Source organism: Salipaludibacillus sp. CUR1 (assembly GCF_021028955.1).
Classification (GTDB): Bacteria; Bacillota; Bacilli; order Bacillales; family Salisediminibacteriaceae; genus Salipaludibacillus.
In genome coordinates, this window is the sequence record NZ_JAIWPE010000096.1 from 493233 (window position 1) to 510878 (window position 17646).

Annotated in this window: 15 protein-coding genes; 3 read left to right on the forward strand and 12 right to left on the reverse strand. The window is 39.7% G+C overall.

Features of this window, described 5'->3' with window-relative positions; genetic code table 11:
* Window positions 1-113: 113 nt before the first annotated feature.
* Together K8O68_RS21225 and K8O68_RS21230 are read left to right on the forward strand one after the other, a co-directional pair.
* On the forward strand, window positions 114-1067 hold the full coding sequence (locus K8O68_RS21225; protein ID WP_230898735.1) for a hypothetical protein: 954 nt from the start codon (window positions 114-116) through the stop codon (window positions 1065-1067).
* Window positions 1060-3990 (forward strand): DEAD/DEAH box helicase, encoded by a 2931-nt coding sequence (locus tag K8O68_RS21230; protein ID WP_230898736.1) that lies wholly within the window; start codon window positions 1060-1062, stop codon window positions 3988-3990. The genes K8O68_RS21225 and K8O68_RS21230 overlap by 8 nt, the downstream gene beginning before the upstream one ends.
* 123 nt (window positions 3991-4113) lie before the next feature.
* Here K8O68_RS21230 and K8O68_RS21235 read toward each other — a convergent pair whose 3' ends face one another.
* From K8O68_RS21235 to K8O68_RS21290, 12 genes are all read right to left on the reverse strand, one after another.
* The gene (locus K8O68_RS21235) at window positions 4114-4629 is read right to left on the reverse strand and encodes a BsuPI-related putative proteinase inhibitor (RefSeq protein ID WP_230898737.1); all 516 of its coding nucleotides are present in this window, start codon (window positions 4627-4629) and stop codon (window positions 4114-4116) included.
* Window positions 4630-4733: 104 nt separating this feature from the next.
* Complete coding sequence (locus K8O68_RS21240; RefSeq protein ID WP_230898738.1) at window positions 4734-5576, reverse strand: YitT family protein; 843 nt, start codon at window positions 5574-5576, stop codon at window positions 4734-4736.
* Between the two features lie 147 nt (window positions 5577-5723).
* Window positions 5724-5993 (reverse strand): hypothetical protein, encoded by a 270-nt coding sequence (locus tag K8O68_RS21245; RefSeq protein WP_230898739.1) that lies wholly within the window; start codon window positions 5991-5993, stop codon window positions 5724-5726.
* A gap of 73 nt (window positions 5994-6066) precedes the next feature.
* The gene (locus K8O68_RS21250) at window positions 6067-6210 is read right to left on the reverse strand and encodes a lmo0937 family membrane protein (RefSeq protein WP_143051210.1); all 144 of its coding nucleotides are present in this window, start codon (window positions 6208-6210) and stop codon (window positions 6067-6069) included.
* Between the two features lie 131 nt (window positions 6211-6341).
* Window positions 6342-6719 carry a rhodanese-like domain-containing protein gene (locus K8O68_RS21255; RefSeq protein ID WP_230898740.1) on the reverse strand — a complete coding sequence of 126 codons (378 nt, stop codon included), beginning with the start codon at window positions 6717-6719 and terminating at the stop codon, window positions 6342-6344.
* Window positions 6720-6754: 35 nt separating this feature from the next.
* A complete protein-coding gene (locus K8O68_RS21260; protein WP_230898741.1) occupies window positions 6755-7864 on the reverse strand; it encodes an AI-2E family transporter in 1110 nt (369 codons plus the stop codon).
* A gap of 160 nt (window positions 7865-8024) precedes the next feature.
* On the reverse strand, window positions 8025-9068 hold the full coding sequence (locus K8O68_RS21265) for a LacI family DNA-binding transcriptional regulator (protein ID WP_230898742.1): 1044 nt from the start codon (window positions 9066-9068) through the stop codon (window positions 8025-8027).
* A 301-nt stretch (window positions 9069-9369) separates the two neighbouring features.
* Complete coding sequence (locus K8O68_RS21270; protein ID WP_230898771.1) at window positions 9370-10212, reverse strand: sugar ABC transporter permease; 843 nt, start codon at window positions 10210-10212, stop codon at window positions 9370-9372.
* 23 nt (window positions 10213-10235) lie between these two features.
* Window positions 10236-11546, reverse strand: a complete 1311-nt coding sequence (locus K8O68_RS21275) for a sugar ABC transporter permease (protein WP_230898743.1) — start codon at window positions 11544-11546, stop codon at window positions 10236-10238.
* 72 nt (window positions 11547-11618) lie between these two features.
* Complete coding sequence (locus K8O68_RS21280; protein ID WP_230898744.1) at window positions 11619-12944, reverse strand: sugar ABC transporter substrate-binding protein; 1326 nt, start codon at window positions 12942-12944, stop codon at window positions 11619-11621.
* Window positions 12945-13346: 402 nt separating this feature from the next.
* Window positions 13347-15050 carry a methyl-accepting chemotaxis protein gene (locus tag K8O68_RS21285; RefSeq protein WP_230898745.1) on the reverse strand — a complete coding sequence of 568 codons (1704 nt, stop codon included), beginning with the start codon at window positions 15048-15050 and terminating at the stop codon, window positions 13347-13349.
* Between the two features lie 137 nt (window positions 15051-15187).
* Complete coding sequence (locus tag K8O68_RS21290) at window positions 15188-16066, reverse strand: AraC family transcriptional regulator (RefSeq protein WP_230898746.1); 879 nt, start codon at window positions 16064-16066, stop codon at window positions 15188-15190.
* A 130-nt stretch (window positions 16067-16196) separates the two neighbouring features.
* On the opposite strand from K8O68_RS21290, the gene K8O68_RS21295 reads away from it, so the two are divergent.
* The gene (locus tag K8O68_RS21295; protein WP_230898747.1) at window positions 16197-17585 is read left to right on the forward strand and encodes an MATE family efflux transporter; all 1389 of its coding nucleotides are present in this window, start codon (window positions 16197-16199) and stop codon (window positions 17583-17585) included.
* Window positions 17586-17646 lie beyond the last annotated feature (61 nt).

Below are 17646 nucleotides of genomic sequence, written 5' to 3' on the forward strand. Positions count from 1 at the left end.
GAGGCAAGTAAAAAAAGACTTTAATTTTTATCAAATTGGACGATTTGTTCATTTTCCTGCTTCCGTATACAATTGGAACGCAGCCGAATAAAAAGCGGGAAGGGATGATTACTATGAAAAAAGATATTAACAGCTGTATAATACCCTCCCTTACTGAAACAGAACTCAACAGACTGAGGCAGGAAATACATTCTTTCTGTGATCAGTGGATTAGTGATGCCTCTCTTACTGAGAAATTGACTGACTGGATTAAAAATATAACCCCTGACCGCGAGGACATAAACGACCCATTGGTCTCAGAGAAAAAACACTTAGTGCTCCTTATATATATTTTTCTTGAAATGAAAAACTTTCTGCTCACACTTGGTTTTTATACGTTCCGAAAACATGAGGCAGAAAAGACCCTTCAAAAAATGGTTGAGCAGTTTTCCTGCCAGGCTGTTTTAGATGTGCAGCAGGATGACCTGCACCAGCCGCTTATTGAACAATTTAACAGGGCATTTCCTTCTGTTAAACTTCCCTGTTACAATCAAAAAAAAACCGTGGAAGAAAAACAGCAGCACATACAATGGCTGAGGCGATGGCTGGCAAGGCCTCATTTCTCACTCTATAAAGAGTACTACAATCGTATCGGCAGTCCGGAAAATAAAGAAGAAGCCAGAACTTACGCCATTAATAGTCTGACCGTTCAAATCAGCCATCCCCCTACCAGGCGCACACTGTTTCAAATACTTACTTACCACAAAGAGTTTGATTTAGGAGTTACACTTTTAAGACGGCACCGGCTTGACCCTCTGTTGCAGAGTATTGAAGAAAAGAACTTTGTACAGGAAATGTCTGCACAAAGGCCTGAGCTCACCCTTCCACTCTATATGCAATGGATTGAAAGCCTTGTGGAAAAGAAATCAGCTAAGCATTATAAACTGGCATTCGTATTTCTGTCAGGACTTAAAGAAAACATGTTGATATTAAATCAGGAAAAAAACTGGTCTTTATTTCTGTCTCTTTTACAATCTAAATATAACAGTTACAAAGCATTTAATGAGGAGTTGAAAAAATATGGCTGAAAGTCCTGCACTGACAGGGGAAATTATGTTAGCTGCGGAGACAACCGGTAAGGAGAAAGGTATATTCCTTTTTAACGGGAAGCTTTCCCAAACGGAAGAATACAAGTGGACACCCTCTAATCTGCTGACAATTAAACAACGGTTATTTTATACCCATTCTTTGTCTTTTTATGGAGTGGCTTTTAGTATCAGGACAATTAAGTTACAACTAAAAAACGAAAAGCAAACTGATATAGCGGGTGTATGGATCCCTGCGGGGCAGGTGCACCTTCTTGCAGGCCTTGACCAAACTGACCAGGAATACGCCTTTCATCATTCACTTTCCTCGTTTCTTTCTTTTATAAACGAATTGACAGACCGGTTAAATATTGAGGATATTTACCCTGGGAGGGACGGTCTCTGGCGGTTTTCCAGTCATATCAGCAATAAATTAAGCAATTTAAAAATTCCGTGTATGGATAAGGCGGCCACTGGAACAAAGCTATTCACAGAAGAATCCCTCTCCTCTTCTTTATTGCCTGTAATGGAAGAATGGCTCCAAGAGTATTTTTTAAGCTCTGAAAAATTAGCGGGGCTTTATTTGAATTACAAAAAAAGAGTAGCTGAGCATACTTCTGACAAGCATATAAAAAAATGGACAGATAGTCTTGAAGAAAAAGAGAGGGTGTATTCACTTCCAAAAAATATTTACCCTGTGGCTTTGAAATATTGGAACGGAGAAACACCCGAGCCTTTCCAGCTTCAGCTTGCCATCCATAAGCCCATTTCTTCAGATCAGGGCTGGAAAATGGAATGGTTTGTAAAAGAGTGGCAGTCGGGCTATATGATTGCCCTGGAGCATATTGCGGCGGGTTCACATCCATTCCGGACTAACCCTGTTCCATGGCTGAAAAGCCAGATTATCCAATCCAGCCATCCACAGGTGTTTTTTTCTTTTAAGGACCCATCTTGTTATCATTTGGAGGTCTCACAAAAAGTGTTTGCAGATTTCTTACTTAATGAGGTCTCCCAGTTAGAAAATCAAGGTATATCGGTTCTTATCCCTGAGACTTTAAAAAGAAAAGTTCTTCCCCGGGCAAAGGCTGTTATTTCTATGTTTGAAGATAAAGATGATCAGGAGCTTTATTCACCGTGGGTAAGAAGCCATATAACCTGGAAATTGACAATTGCTGATAAAGAAATTAGTGAAGAGGAATTCAGGAAATTAGTGAATCAGCAGCAGCGCATTCTTCAAGTAAATAACCAGTGGGTAATATGGGATGCAGAAATGGCAGAAAAACTTCTTGATGGGATCGATAAAACGATTCATGATAATTCCTTCTCTTTTTTTGATGCTTTGAGAAGAAGCCTTATACAGAAAAGTGACGTAAAATCACTAACGGACGTCTCTGTACCGGACGAACTTATTGAGTGGCAGTTAAACAGCCAGGCAGAGAAATTGCTTAATTTTTCTGAAAGAAAAAATAAAGATGCCGTTTTAGCCTCTTATTGGAAAGAACTTTTAAAACCATACCAGCAAACAGGGGCCCATTGGCTTCTGACTATGAAAAAACTCAAATTTGGCTGCTGCCTGGCTGATGACATGGGACTCGGAAAAACCTTGCAGACGATCGCTTATATTGATGAACTCGCCACGCACACTAAACTGGATGAGCCCTTTCTTATTGTTTGTCCTTCCAGTCTTGTCCACCACTGGATAAAAGAAATAAGAGAACATACTGATAATATTAATCTCTTAGTATATGAAGGCCTTCCTGATGAAAGAAGGCAGCTTTTAATTAATGACAGGCAACCGCACCCCCGCGTTGTCATAAGCTCTTATGCTGTGGCAGCTAAAGATATTTCACATCTGCAACATGTTAAATGGACGAGCTGTATTTTTGATGAAGCGCAGCATTTGAAAAATTCACGGACAAAACAGCGGCACGCTTTGAAAGCTCTGTCTGCCAGGCATAAAATAGCCTTAACAGGCACTCCTGTTGAAAATCATCCGTTTGAAATCTGGAGTCTGATGGATCTTTTAAATCCGGGCCTTTTAAAAGATAAGGTGTGGTTTTCTGAACACTTTTTACAAAGCAGGGACAAAGACAGGAAAGAAGAAAATATGACTAAACTTCGAGCCATCATTCGTCCTTTTATGCTAAGGCGAACTAAAAATGAATTTTTGAAGGAATGGAAGCTCCCTGAAAAAAAAATCACAGAGCATACTGTTAGTCTGACGAAAGAGCAAATGGTATTATATGAAGCTGTCACAAAAGATTGGACCGATTCTGTTGAAGACCAGTCTGAAGAATTCCAGCGAGCCCAGCTTTTTAAGACAATGACAAAATTAAAACAGATCTGCAACCATCCCGGCCAGCTGACAAAGGCTTTAGACGGACGTTCATTTTCGAAAGGACGGTCTGGCAAATGGGATTTAGCTGTGAAGCTGATTGAAGAATGGATGGCTCAAGGGAAACGTGGATTAGTCTTTACTCAATACCGTTATATAGGATACTTGTTTCAGTCTTATGCAAAAGCTGAGTGGGATCTCTCCATTCCTTTCTTTCATGGGGGACTCAGCTCAACAGAAAGAAAAGAAATGATAAATACCTTTCAGAACTCTCCGACTGTCCCTTTTATGGTCATTTCTTTAAGAGCCGGCGGTTTCGGGCTGAACCTTACCGAAGCTACGGAAGTCCTGCATTTTGACCGTTGGTGGAATCCTGCAGTTGAAGCCCAGGCCACCGATCGTGTTCACAGGATTGGCCAGACTAAGCCGGTAAATGTTCATACAATTATTACAAAAGGGACAATTGAAGAACGGATTGCCGACCTCATTAAAGAGAAAAACCACCTTCACAAAGCAGTGATAGATGGTCGGCCTTTACCGATATGGACGTTGTCAAAAGATGAACTGACTGAGTTATTTACCTTCCAATAAATGGGGGGGCTGACCCCCGCCGTCGACCACCACTTAATAGCACAATGAACAAAATCTCACCCCAAATTTTAGAAGCGATCTAAAATCCGGGGTGTTTTTTTATTCCTATGCCTGATCCAGCATTTACCGATTGTTTTCATAAGGGATAACTAACTGATATGGCTGTTCATCCACCGGCTGTCCATCTATTTGGTAAATATTTAATTTTGTGCCGATTTTCAAAGATTCAAAAGTTAAGTCACTGTAATTCCATTCATCTTCAAACGTTAGAGAGTCGCCAGGTGACAATTCTTCTGTAATAATTGCCTGGGTAAACATTTTTCCTTCTGCAAAATTATAAAGCTTTGTTCCTTCTTCATCACGGATCACAATATCAAACTGATGACCGGAAGAAAATTCGACCACTTTTGATTCGTCACTTGTGTTTTCCAGGGATAGCCGGATCAGTAACGAATCATTTTTTTCCTCTGTCTCTGCTGTAAAAGTCAATCCTTCTTTTTCCACCGTCTCTGTTCCTCCTCCTTCATTTCCTGTCGAACTGTTTTCGTTGGAAGCATTATTATTTGCCTGTCCGCAAGCAGTTAACATAAATGAGACTATTAAAAAAATGAAGATAATTGCTTTTTTAAAGCGCCCCATGTTTTTCCTCCTCCCAAATAAATGCTGTCAGTGATTTATTATGCTCGTTCCTTTCATTTAATTCTTGTCTTTTAGTCGTTACCTTTCCTTGAAAGTTTCAAGCATTAGTGATCTTTCCTGAACATACCGAAGACTCCAGTCGTTTGAACGATATTTGTAAAGGCTTGCGGATCCACTTCCTCAACAACCTGCTTTAGCAGATATAATTCATACCTTGTAATAACAATCATTAACATTTCTTTATCTTCTCTTGAATAGCCTCCTCTAGCGGGCAGTCTTGTAACACCTCTGGTTACCTTTTTATGAAAGGCTTCCTGAAGCTCATCCGCTTTGCTGGTCACAATCATCGCTGTCAATTTAACGTGGCGGGTATGTATCGTATCAATAATACGTGATGCAACATAAAGAGTCAGCAATGTGTATAAAGCTTTCTCCATGCCAAACATAAGACCGGAAGCCATTACAATAAAAGCATTCATCGCGAAGAAATAAACACCTAGCGGCCGGTCGCTTTTCTTTGCTGCAAGCAAAGCCAGTATATCGACCCCAGCAGATGACGCTCCCCATTTAAGGACTACTCCTGCACCTATTCCGCCTATAACTCCTCCGAATACAGAATTTAAAATAATATCGTTTGAAAAACTCTGGACAGGAATAATCTCCAGAAAAAGAGTCGTAAATGCAACATTAACAAAACTGTATAACGTGAATTTTTTCCCTACTTTATACCACCCTATGGCAGCCACAGGAATGTTTAATATAAACAGTAAAATCCCTGTCGATAAAGGGAAAAATACAGCTAAAATTTGCGCTAAACCTGTGAATCCGCTGGCAAAAACGTTTGCGGGTATTAAAAATAAATTAAGACTCATGGCTAAAACCAGGCCGCTTAAGGCTGCCACCGTGAAAATTTTACTTTCTTCTAATACATTTATTTTTTGAAACATCTCTCCTGCCTCCTTTACTGCTATTCTATTTTCCTTCATTATAACAGGCTTCCTTCTCTTTAAACTTCGAGGTTTAATAAAAATAGCAGTACAATTCGGTTCCCACATAAAGAGAAGCCCCGATAGACTCCCGGGGCTTCATACGCCTTAACTTTTCAGCTTTTCATTGTAGTAATTTACAGAATACATCGCTCCCTCATTAACCATCGAGTTATCTTCCACGTCATGAGGATCCGAATGGCCTACTTTTTCTTTTAAATAAGGATCATGCTCTTCTTTTGTTTCTTTTTTAAGCTTAGATTTGACGCGGTTTAAGTTATGGGTTAATTTTTCCCTGTTCTGGTCTTTTCCTAAATAATAACTTCCGGCAGCAATAGCCGTAGCAAGCAGGGTAGATGTAAGCCATCTGTTTGCCAATTTGCCCACCTTCCTTTCTCATTTTTTGATGATTAGTTTAAATTTCCGGTGGTCAGTTCTTTAGTTCATTCCGTCAGGCCTTGCGTCCGGTAATTAAATTTACAATCGCTACAATAAGCGCAATAACCAGCAGCAGGTGAATTAAACCGCCGCCTATTTCAAAACTGAATCCTAATAACCACATTAAAATAATAATACCTACGATTGTCCAAAGCATGTTGTTTCCTCCTTTAATTACTAGCGTGTTTAAAATGCGTAAAATTCTTCTGCCTTAGTTTGTGATATAACCAATAAAGGAAAAAACAAAACCTTCTGCGTGTTTTGCAGAAGGAAAATAGGTAATTTTATCTACTTTTTAAACTTTTTTAATTCCTCTGGACTTTTAATCTCAGCCTCCGGACCAGCCGATGTTTCTCCGTCCCAGTCAAGCATACCGCCATCAAAGTTTACGACATTTTCTATTCCCTGCTCTTTCAGGAACAATGAGACATTTTGAGACCGGTTCCCGCTTCTGCAGACAAAAATATATTCTTTATCGTTATCAAAGCCTTCGACTAAGTTGGGAATTGTATGCATAGGGGCAAGGGGAACTCCCGGAATGTGCCCGGCGTCATATTCGTCCGGTTCTCGTACGTCGATAACTATCTGCTTTGGATCTTTAACAGATAAAATGTTTTTTAATTCTTCTTTATCAACTTGCTTAATACCATCCCTCAAATTACTCATATCCATCACCTCTTAAAATTAATATAGTTTCACCCTCAGCTTTTATTCTCATTCAGTTCTACATCAATCTTCCTTCTAAGCTGCAGTAACCGGTACATATGAGAAAAAATCACTTTTGTTACTGCGTACAGCGGCACTGCCAGTATAAGCCCTAACAGGCCGGCAAACCTTCCGGCTACAAGTATGAGAACAATGATCGTCAAAGGGTGCACAGCCAGTTTTCTTCCCATAACCTGGGGTGAAATTAAATTACTCTCTATTTGCTGGACAATAACAATCGCCAGGACGACCCATAAAACCATTAGCGGGGAATCTATAATCGCCACAATTACAGCAGGCACTGTCCCAATCCACGGACCGACAAACGGTACGATATTTGTAAACATCGCCACTAGAGCAAGAATTAAAGAATAATCTATGCCAATGATTAAAAAAGCAATGTACATTAATACACCTACACAGAAACTGACAATGATCTGCCCCTGTATATAAGAACTTAATTTATCGTCCATATCTTTAAGAATCCGGCGTCCTTCAGCCTGCTGTTTTTCAGGCAAGAAGCGAAGCATCTGATCAGGTGCCTTTTCTCCATCTTTTAATAGATAAAACAGCACAAATGGAACGACGATAAAAATTAGTATAACATTAGTCACGACTCCAATAAAACCGGCAATATTCGTCGTTATGAAATCAAAAGCTTCATAAAGGTAATTAGTCAGGTTAGTTGTAAGTTCCTCTATAGAAAAATTCTCTGTCTGCTGGAACCTGGCAACCCATTCATTATCCTCCAGCTGAATCAAAAGCCTTCTCAGTTCTTCAAATAGCATCGGCGCATTTTCAACCAGGTTGGTTACCTGCCTCTGAAGAATGGGTCCCACTACTATCACAAGAAGACTAATAAGCCCTATCAGCACTAAATAAATGGCCACAATGGCCATTGGTCTCGGCACTTTGTAATTATGTAACAAATGGACAACCGGCCTTAGTAAATAAAAGAGCACCCCGGCTATCAAAAATGGAATAAACAGTGTTTGAAAAAATACAACTAGAGGCCGGAATATAAAAGATATATGGGTTCCGACTAATATAATCAGAAACAATAACAGGATAGCTGCTAATACATTAAAAAAACGCGACTGAAACAATGCTCTTCCCTCTTTTCTATCTATCAATAGAGTAAATTATAACACATGTTTGCGATGTTAAAGCAGGATGTCAGGTGTTCCTGTTAATTTATTTCACCAATTAAAAAGGCTGCCCTTAGAAAGGAAAATTTCCTTACCAGGCAGCAGGGTTTTTATGTCATCATTGTTTTGTAAGGCGCTTAACAATACGCTGGCATGTTTGCCTTTTAATCAATTTATGCGGAATGATAACATGTTTAGGTTTTGTCTCAGGATTTAAAATCTTTTCGATTAAACAATTGGCTGCTTCATATCCAAGGCTGAAAATGTTAATATCCACTGTTGTCATAGGAGGAGAGGACAGCTCTGAAATCATAACATTATTAAAGCTTATAATTGAAATATCATCCGGTACCCGGACTTCCATTTCACTCAGCATTCTCATCACACCAAATGTCATAATATCGTCAGCTACAATCAGAGCAGTCGGACGTTCACTGAGGCTCATTAAATCAATAACCGCTTCCTGTCCGCCTTCCTGCAGTTCTTCATGGAATACGACATATTCTTTCTTAGGTTCAATACCGGCATTAGTTAATGCTTTCTTATACCCTTCCATATGATCTAAAGTCACGACCGTTTCAAGATTCCCTCCGATAAAGGCAATTCTTTCATGACCTAACAATAGCAGATACTCTGTAACTGTTTTTGCGGCTTTAAAATTGTCATTATTGACATACGTTACTTCTTTCATTTCGAGATCGTACGGCCGGCCAATCACTGAGAACGGAAATTTTTCGTTATATAAGTAATTCATGACCTTATCGTTTACTTTAGAATATAACAATATAATTCCGTCCACCCGTTTCCCTTGCACCATATCCTGCACTTCTTCAAATATCTCATCATCTGATTGTCCTGTAGAAAGATACAGGCCATATTCCAGCTGGTGAGCTTTTGTACTTATCCCGCGAATAACTTCAGGGAAAAAAGGGTTCTGAAACGTTTTAGTTGCAGAATTAGGCATAATTAACCCGAGTGTTTTAGTACTTTTATTTGCCAGACTGCGCGCGTTAAAGTTTGGATGATATCCAAGCTCTTTCATCGCTTCACGTACTTTCTCTTTTGTCCGCTCACTGATTCTTGGGCTGTTTGCAATCACCCGGGATACGGTAGAAGGGGCGACATTTGCAATTTTAGCTACATCTTTAATTGTCACTGCCATCACTTTTACTTCCCTTCTGTTATGAAGTTCTGCTCTGACGTTTCAGAAAGCAGACTTCAGTATTATGAACCACACTTACTGCAGCTGTAGTATTATTTTATAGTTTGAACCCTTACTTGTTAAAAAATAATCTCTGAAAATAGTCTCAACTTAAATAAAGGTGTTTATAACTTGATTATATAATAACTTAAAATAAACTATCATGCTGTTTTTTATAAGTAAAAAAAGAACCTGATTTCTTTTTTTACTCATCAGTAATTAAGAAACGGGAAAGAGAGCTAGTCTCTATCCCCGTATTGAATTACCCTTTTGTTGCTCCGGAAGCAAGACCGGAAATTAAATATCTCTGCAGGAACAAATACACTAACGCAATTGGTACAGCAATTAAAATAGCACCGGCTGCAAAACGTGTAAACGTGTTCGCAAACTCGTCATTAACAAAATTAAACAAGCCAAGAGCAAGAGTGAAATTTTCCGGACTCCTTAACACGATCCTCGGCAAAATGAAGTCCATAAACGGAGCCATAAAGTTAAATAAGGCAACAACTGCTAAGATTGGTTTAGCTAACGGAAGCAGAATCTGGAAAAAGATTCTGAAGTGGCCCGCCCCGTCAATTTTAGCGGACTCATCCAGTTCACGCGGCAGAGTATCAAAGTAGCCTTTTACAAGGAAAGCGTTCATAGGAATCGCTCCACCGATATAAATTATGATAAGCCCTACTAAACTGTCAAGTAAACCAACAGTGTTTAACAGGATATACAATGCCACCATCGCCATGAGTACCGGAAACATCTGTAAAAGAAGGAAAGCATATAACCCGTTTTTTCTTCCTTTAAATCTGTATCTGGAAAAAGCGTAGGCGGTTAATCCAACCGTAAAGGTTGCCAAGACTGACACTGATAATGCTACTATTAATGTGTTTTTATACCAGGTCAGGTAGTTACTTCGCGGGTCAAAAAACAGCCATTCATAATGGACAAGGGACCAGTTTTCAGGAATCATTTGTGCACCGTAAAGTCCCCTGCCTGGATTAAATGAGACTCCTAATGTCCATAACAAAGGATACAGGATTATAACAAACATAATTCCAATGATTGTGTAAATCCCGATCATTTCCAGTAAATTTTTCCGCTTTTTGCTCATTGGTTTTCGATTTTTTGTACTCATTAGAAAGTCCCCTCCTCTTTAAAGGAACGTGAACGACGGAATTGGAAGAATGCAAATGTCGCTACGAGCAATCCTAGAATAATTGAAATGGCTGCTGCCATATTAAACTGCTGGTTTTCAAACGTTAGCCCGTAAATCCATGAAATAAGTATATCGGATCCGCCAGCCGTCTGTCCGCGGACAGCAGGTCCCCCCTGGTTAAACAGGTAGATAATATTAAAATTGTTAAAGTTAAACGAATACTGCATAATCAGTAAAGGTGCCGTGGCAAACATTAAGTGAGGGAACGTTATATTGCGGAATTTCTGCCAGCGGTTCGCTCCATCGATATCAGCCGCTTCATACCAGTCACTTGATATCCCCTGAAGGACTCCGGTAAATAAGGCGTAAACAAACGGAAACCCAAGCCAAACCTGAATCAGAATTAAGGCTACCCTCGTCCAGAAAGGATCTTGAAGCCATGGGATCCTGGTATTAAATAATGGCTCAATAATTTGCAGATTTATGGCTCCGAAGTTATCGTTAAAAATAGCTGAGAAAATAATAATAGTTACAAATGCCGGAACCGCCCACGGTAAAATAAATACTGTCCTGATAAGCTTTTTAAACTTAACCCGTGGATCGTTAACAAGTATTGCAAGGAACATAGCAAGAGCAATTTGCAGTGTGGTTGCTACAAATGTCCAGATCAGAGTCCAGGACAGAACGTTTATAAATGTGTTACGCCATTCGTTAATTGTAAACAGGTTAATAAAGTTCTGGAAACCTACCCACTCTAGCAGATGTCTTGGCGGCGCATTATATAAGTTATAGTTAGTAAATGCCAGGAAAACCATAAACAACAATGGGAAAACAACTACAAACATAAGCAGGAATAACCCTGGTCCTACTAAAAGATACGGGAAACCGGTATCCCATGCATTTTTAAATCCTTCCCTGATGTTAGGAACCTTCCAGCCTAATTGTATTCTCTTTGCGTCTTTAAAGGCGTCCTGGATGTTTAAAATGTAAAAAGTTAAAAAGAATGCGGTGAAAATAAGAGAGAGAATTCCGTTACTTAAGAAGACACGCGAGTCATCCTCACGAGGAACTTCTCCTAATGTCACCAGCCCCTGTAGCCCTGTAGAGATGAAATCAATCATCGCAATGACAAAAGCAGCAAAGAGAATGAATAAGGCGGCACCTTTTCCATAACGTTTGTTATAAGCCTGTCCCAGCCCCGGAATAATTGAAAGCAGCGCAGCTACAGTCGGATTATGCTTCGGGTTTACTATACTATTATCTCTGTCGTGACTGTTTTTTGTAGCCATAATAGCTTCCTCCTGATTGAAAGATTCGGGATTGGAGATACAAGCTCTCCAATCCCTCCTCACTTTTGGTTATTAATTCATAATCGCAATTTGTTCGCGAATTTGCTCAACTGCTTCGTCAAGCACTTCCTGCGGGTCGTCTCCTTGGGAAACAAATTCAAGCGCATCACCGATTGGCTCCCAAACCTGAGACATTTCAGGAATGTTAGGCATTGGCTCAGCGTGCTGAGTCTGTTCAAAAATTGGAGCCATCAAATCGTCTTCAATTTCTACAGCTGTGTGTGCCGGAAGCTCACCAGCTACTTCAAAATAAGTTTCAGAGTTTTCAGCGTTCGTAAGGAATAAAGCCAGCTCAGTAGCCCAGTACTGATCTTCAGTATAATAATTGACTAACCAGCCTTTGTTTCCAGAGAAAGAGCTTAATACTTCTCCGTCCTGTTCAGGAAGTGGAGAAATTTCAAGGCTGTCTCCTAAAGCATCTTCATACTCAGGAATCGCCCAAGGGCCTGTCACAACCATACCTGCCTGGCCGTCTGTAAACAGTCCGTTCATAATATCGCCGTCAATACCGCTAGGCATGAGGTCTTCTTCAAACCAGGACTGAATAACTTCAGCACCTTGTACAGCACCATCACTGTTTAAACCAATATCCTCAGGATCATAAACACCGTCTTCATCCTGGGCAAACACATAGCCGCCAGGAGCAGTTAAGAACGGATACGAGAAATAGAAGTTAGTCGCTTCCATTAAGAATCCGTAAGTGCTTCCGTCAGTCAGGTCACGTGCGACGTCCATTAATTCATCCATTGTTTCAGGAGCATCAGGAACTAAATCAGTGTTCCGGAAAAGAGCATAAGTTTCCACTACAGCAGGAATACCATATTGGATCCCTTCGTAGCTGAATGACTGAACCGCTTCTTCGTTATACTCAGAAAGGCGGTCAAGCTGGTCATCGGTCAATTCAAGTTCAGCAGCCAAACCTTGAAGGTGAATATCACCCATACGGTCATGCGGCTGGAAGAAAAGGTCAGGACCTTGTCCGGCTGGTCCGTCCAAAGACATACCTTCCGTCTGATCCAGCATAGAATATGGAGTAATGTTAACATCAATGCCATACTCGTCAGTGAAACGTTCTGAAATTTCTTCATAAGCGTCTAATTGGGCATCTTCATCATTCACCCACATAGTGAGCTCTTCAGGCTTTTCTGGCGCATCTTCGTCTGCAGCGCCTTCATTTCCTTCTGCATCATTGTTATCATTAGTGACGTCTGCATTATTGCCGTTGTTTGCATCGTTTGCCGGTCCGTCTGTTTCATTGTTGTTTCCACAAGCAACAAGAGCGATCGACAACACAATCAGAAGCATTAACGATAACAGTAACGATTTGCCTTTAAACATGTGATTTCCCCCTATAAAAAATTGTTTTTGTTTGTGCAACCTGTTTGCCTTAATGTTGCATAGCCTCTTCCGGAAAATGTCTGCTGAACTATTTCAGCCTGTTAAGTAATCGCTTGCAAAACCAGGCTTCAATATATCCCGCCTTACTGTCCTGCCCTCTATCGGCTTTAATTATGAGTCCTCTTTAAAAGAGATCTATCATAACTTTATTGAAAGTAAGTTTACCGGAAAACAGAAATGCAAATCGAGACAACCGTTTGCACTAAGTGGTATAAAACAATTCCACGAGAGGCCCGTGAAATCGTTTGCACCATCTTATGATTTTATTATACTATCATCTTTACAAAAAACACAACCTTTTTTATTAAAAGTTTATATCAATTGTTACATAACTGTGTCTTATTAACTCTTCAGCTTCTGCGCCATCTCTTCCAGCTTCTCTGTTTCAGCAGCAAGTCTTTCCTGAAGCACGGTCTGATTAGAAATAATCGAGTTTACACTCCCGCTTTTTCCTTGCAGTACGTTCGCACTGTCTGCTAATTCTGATACAGAGTGAACAACCTCAGCAATTGCTTCATTTATTTGAGAAATTGATTCACTGATCTCATGGTGTTCGCCTGAAATTTTTGCGCTTTCTAAAGAAAATTCTTTAAATAGCCTGGCAGAGGCAGCTGTTCTCTCTCTGGCGCTTTCACTGTTTAATATGAAATCTTCAAAAGAGCCTGCTACATCTTCTGATTCTTTATGTAAGGTGCTTAAGACTTCTTTTGTACGCTTTGAAAAATTGTTTGTCCCTTGTGAGAGCTTACGAATTTCTTCAGCTACGACCGCAAAACTCCTTCCTTCTTTTCCTGCTTTAGCCGCTTCTATCGACGCATTAATTGCAAGGAGGTTAGTCTGCTCTGCAATATCGTCAATTCCATTTAAAAATGAAGAAATGTGGACGAGCTGTTCTTGCATTCCTGCAACCCTTCCCGACGTATTTCCGGTTTTTTCTTTAAGTTCCTCCATGGATTCTTCCAGTTCCTTCATTAATAATGTCCCCTGGATTGAAGCATCTTCTATCCTCTGAATCTGCTTATTCATATATTCAATTGAAGATTGAATTTCCTGGGAACTTGCTGAAACTTCTTCTGTGGTAGCAGAAATAGTCCCTGTAAAACCACTTTGCCGTTCCATGCCACCCGCAAACTCGTCCATTGTCTTTTCTATTTTCTTCATCCCTTCCAGTTGAACCACTGACATTTCGGAAGTCTCTTTTGCTACCGATAATACATTTCCGCTTATTTCATCATTTTTCTTTAATAGAGCTGATAACCTTCCGCCCATATCTTTAAGCCTTAAATCTATTTGACCGAACTCATCGTTCCTGTCAATTATATGATCATAGCTTAAGTTTCCATCAGAGTATTCATTAATTCGCTTTCTGACAATTTGCACCCCTCTGCTTAAATTTCTGCTGAACAGAAGCAAAGATATAAGAGGAACCATTATCAATACTGTAAGAGCTGTCATTGTGACTCTTTCAGTTACGGCTAAAGAAGACTCCAGGGCTAAAGAGGCTCCTTCTCTTTCAGCCTCCAAATAATTCTGCATGCGCTCATTAACATTATTCACTGACTGTTCGTTACGTGTAATGACCGGAGATACTCTGTTCCGGATCTCCTCTATTTCATTTCCTACATAAATGGTTGAAAAATAAGTATGGTAAGTGGCATCATAAGATTCCACGACATCTTTTAAAAACCCAAAATAATGTTCTAATTCTTCATCTCCGGCAATACTCTTTTCCAAGCTCGAGTAAAGAGTCCCTGTCTCAGTTAAAACCTGCTGAACAGATTCAATATGGGCTTCGTTGTAACCTGAAGTGGTAAGCTGGTATTTTAATAAACTCACCTGTTTCAGCCCGTTGACTAATTGAGTATAATCCTGCTGAAAAGCAGCTGTCTCTTCCAGGAGCCCACTCTGGTTTTGAACATCCTGGCTGTAATAATAAATTACTCCTCCAGAGAGAATGCAAACCAGTAATATAAAAACAGTCAGCCCATATAGCCTGTAAATCAATTTTCTTTCTTTTCCCATCTTTCTCTTTTTAGTTTGTTTCATATTGTCCCCCCGCCAATTATATGTTTAACATGCACCATCGCAGACCTTTAGAACCATGTATCGTCGTCGCGCAAGCGCTTGCATCTAGTTAAATTATACCATGGACCAGTCAGGAAAAATATAGTCCTATTCTACATTTACCTATTATTGTCAGTTAAATTAACCTGTCTTCTATATTGCCCGGGAGTCATTCCTTCCTTTTTTCTGAAGACTCTTGAAAAATAACTAACATCTGAAAAACCCGTTTCTTTTGATATAGTCTGAAGGTCTTTGTTATCTTCCTGTAAAAGTTTTTTGGCTTTTGAAAGCCTGTAATCATTTAAATACTGAACAGGTGTCATCCCGATGGTGCTCTTCAGTGTCCTTGACACATAATCCGGATGATAAAGAAGTTCCTGCGCAATTTCTTTTACGCGAAAGGCAGGATCGCTGTAATGTTCCTCTATAAACTGAATGGAGAGGCTGGCGATTTTCTGTGCACTTGTAGGTAATTCCAGCGCATTTTTTTGTATATGAATGATAATGTCAAAAAAATGTGTCTGCTGTTTCATTTTTTCTCCGGGGTCGTTTGTGTCATTAACCTGTATAAGTTTCCAAAACATCGCTTCGGCCTGTTCTTTTTGTGTAAATTTACCGAAACGAGGAAGATAAAGTTCATAAAGGTCTGATTCCGTATAAGTATTTTTCCTTTTAACAATATGAGACCAGTCAAGTTCGCCCTCTTCCACCAGTTCGTAAGAAGAAGGAAGAATGAAGTGGATCCAGAAAAATTCTGTATCTTCTTCGCAAGGTGCCTGTCCTGAATGCTCTTTGTAGGGTGCTAAAATGAGGTATTCACCTTCTTTTACTACTGCCGTTTTTTCTTCTTCCTTCATATATAAAGCTCCCTTAGTAACAAATAAAATATCAAAGATGTGAAACTTACGCCGAAAGTGTGTTTTTCCTTTTCTAAATATTCCTTTCGCTCCTTTAATAAATACGGGAAGCGGGGGGACGACTGTACGAAGAGTATCCATAACTCTGCCTCCTATTAAGTCGGTTTTGTCCAAGACATTTCGTTTTTTTGAATATAAAGTTACTATACACTCATTTATTATTAGAAGATAACCTTTTAGAAAATTTTAAAAGCAGAAGCAGGTGTTTGTATTGAAAGACCACCAGACTGATAAACGTCATAAATTAACCCTTTTTGCGCTGACTTGGCCGATCTTTATAGAAATTCTTCTACATATGCTGATGGGAAACGCAGACACGTTAATGCTTAGCCAGTACGACGATGATGCGGTAGCAGCGGTAGGTGTGTCAAACCAGATTATGAGCGTTATTATAGTGATGTTCGGGTTTGTCGCTACGGGAACTACTATACTGATTGCCCAAAACCTGGGGGCAAATAATAATAAAAAAGCTTCTCATATTGCAGTTGTTTCCATATGTACAAATGTCATTTTCGGTTTCGGATTGAGTCTCGTATTATTTTTATTTGGACGGCAAATTCTGCTCGCTATGAACCTTCCGGAAGAATTAATGAGCACAGCTTTAATCTACTTACAAATCGTCGGCGGTTTTGCATTTGTGCAAGCATTACTAATGACCTTATCGGCAATTGTTAAGAGCCATGGATTTACTAAAGATGCTATGTACGTCACTTTAGGAATGAATGTGGTCAATGTGATCGGGAATTACATATTAATTTTCGGGGCTTTTGGAGCCCCTTCAATGGGCGCTACCGGTGTTGCTTTAAGCACGGCTTTCAGCCGCGGTTTGGGTACAGTCATTCTCTTTATTGTATTATATAAAAGGGTAAAAGGAGATTTGCCATGGGCTTTTCTTGTTCGAAGATTTCCTAAAGAAGAGCTTCGTGATTTACTGAGAATAGGTATTCCGTCGGCAGGGGAGCACCTTTCATACAATACATCACAGATGGTCATCACCTATTTCGTGGCGACGATGGGCACTGCAGCATTAACAACACGTGTTTATGCTTTGAATATCATGATGTTTGCTTTTCTTTTCTCTATTGCTATCGGGCAGGGGACTCAGATCCTTGTAGGTCATTTAATAGGTGAAAAAAGATATGAAGAAGCCTACAAACGTTGTTTAAGGAGCCTCTGGATCGGTATGAGCGTCTCTACTTTTACTGCTTTTACTTTTGCTGTATTCCGAGAACAGATTTTAAACATTTTTACTGATAATACACAAATTATCCAACTCGGAAGTATTCTTTTAATCCTGACCGTTATATTGGAACCCGGCAGAGCTTTTAACCTTATTGTCATCAACTCCCTCAGAGCTGCAGGAGATGTTAAATTTCCTGTTTACATAGGGATATTGTCTATGTGGGGAGTGTCTGTAACCATTTCATACACCGCCGGTATCTGGCTTGGCTTAGGCCTTATCGGTGTTTGGATTGCCCTTATAATGGATGAATGGTTAAGGGGTCTTCTCATGCTTCGCCGCTGGAAAACTCGAAAATGGGAAAAGATGTCTTTCGTTTCTGAAGATAAGGACAAAGAACATAAAACACAGCAAGGCTGATATTATATACGTTTAAATGTATAAATATAAATATATGAAAATTATTCATTCGTTTTATCAT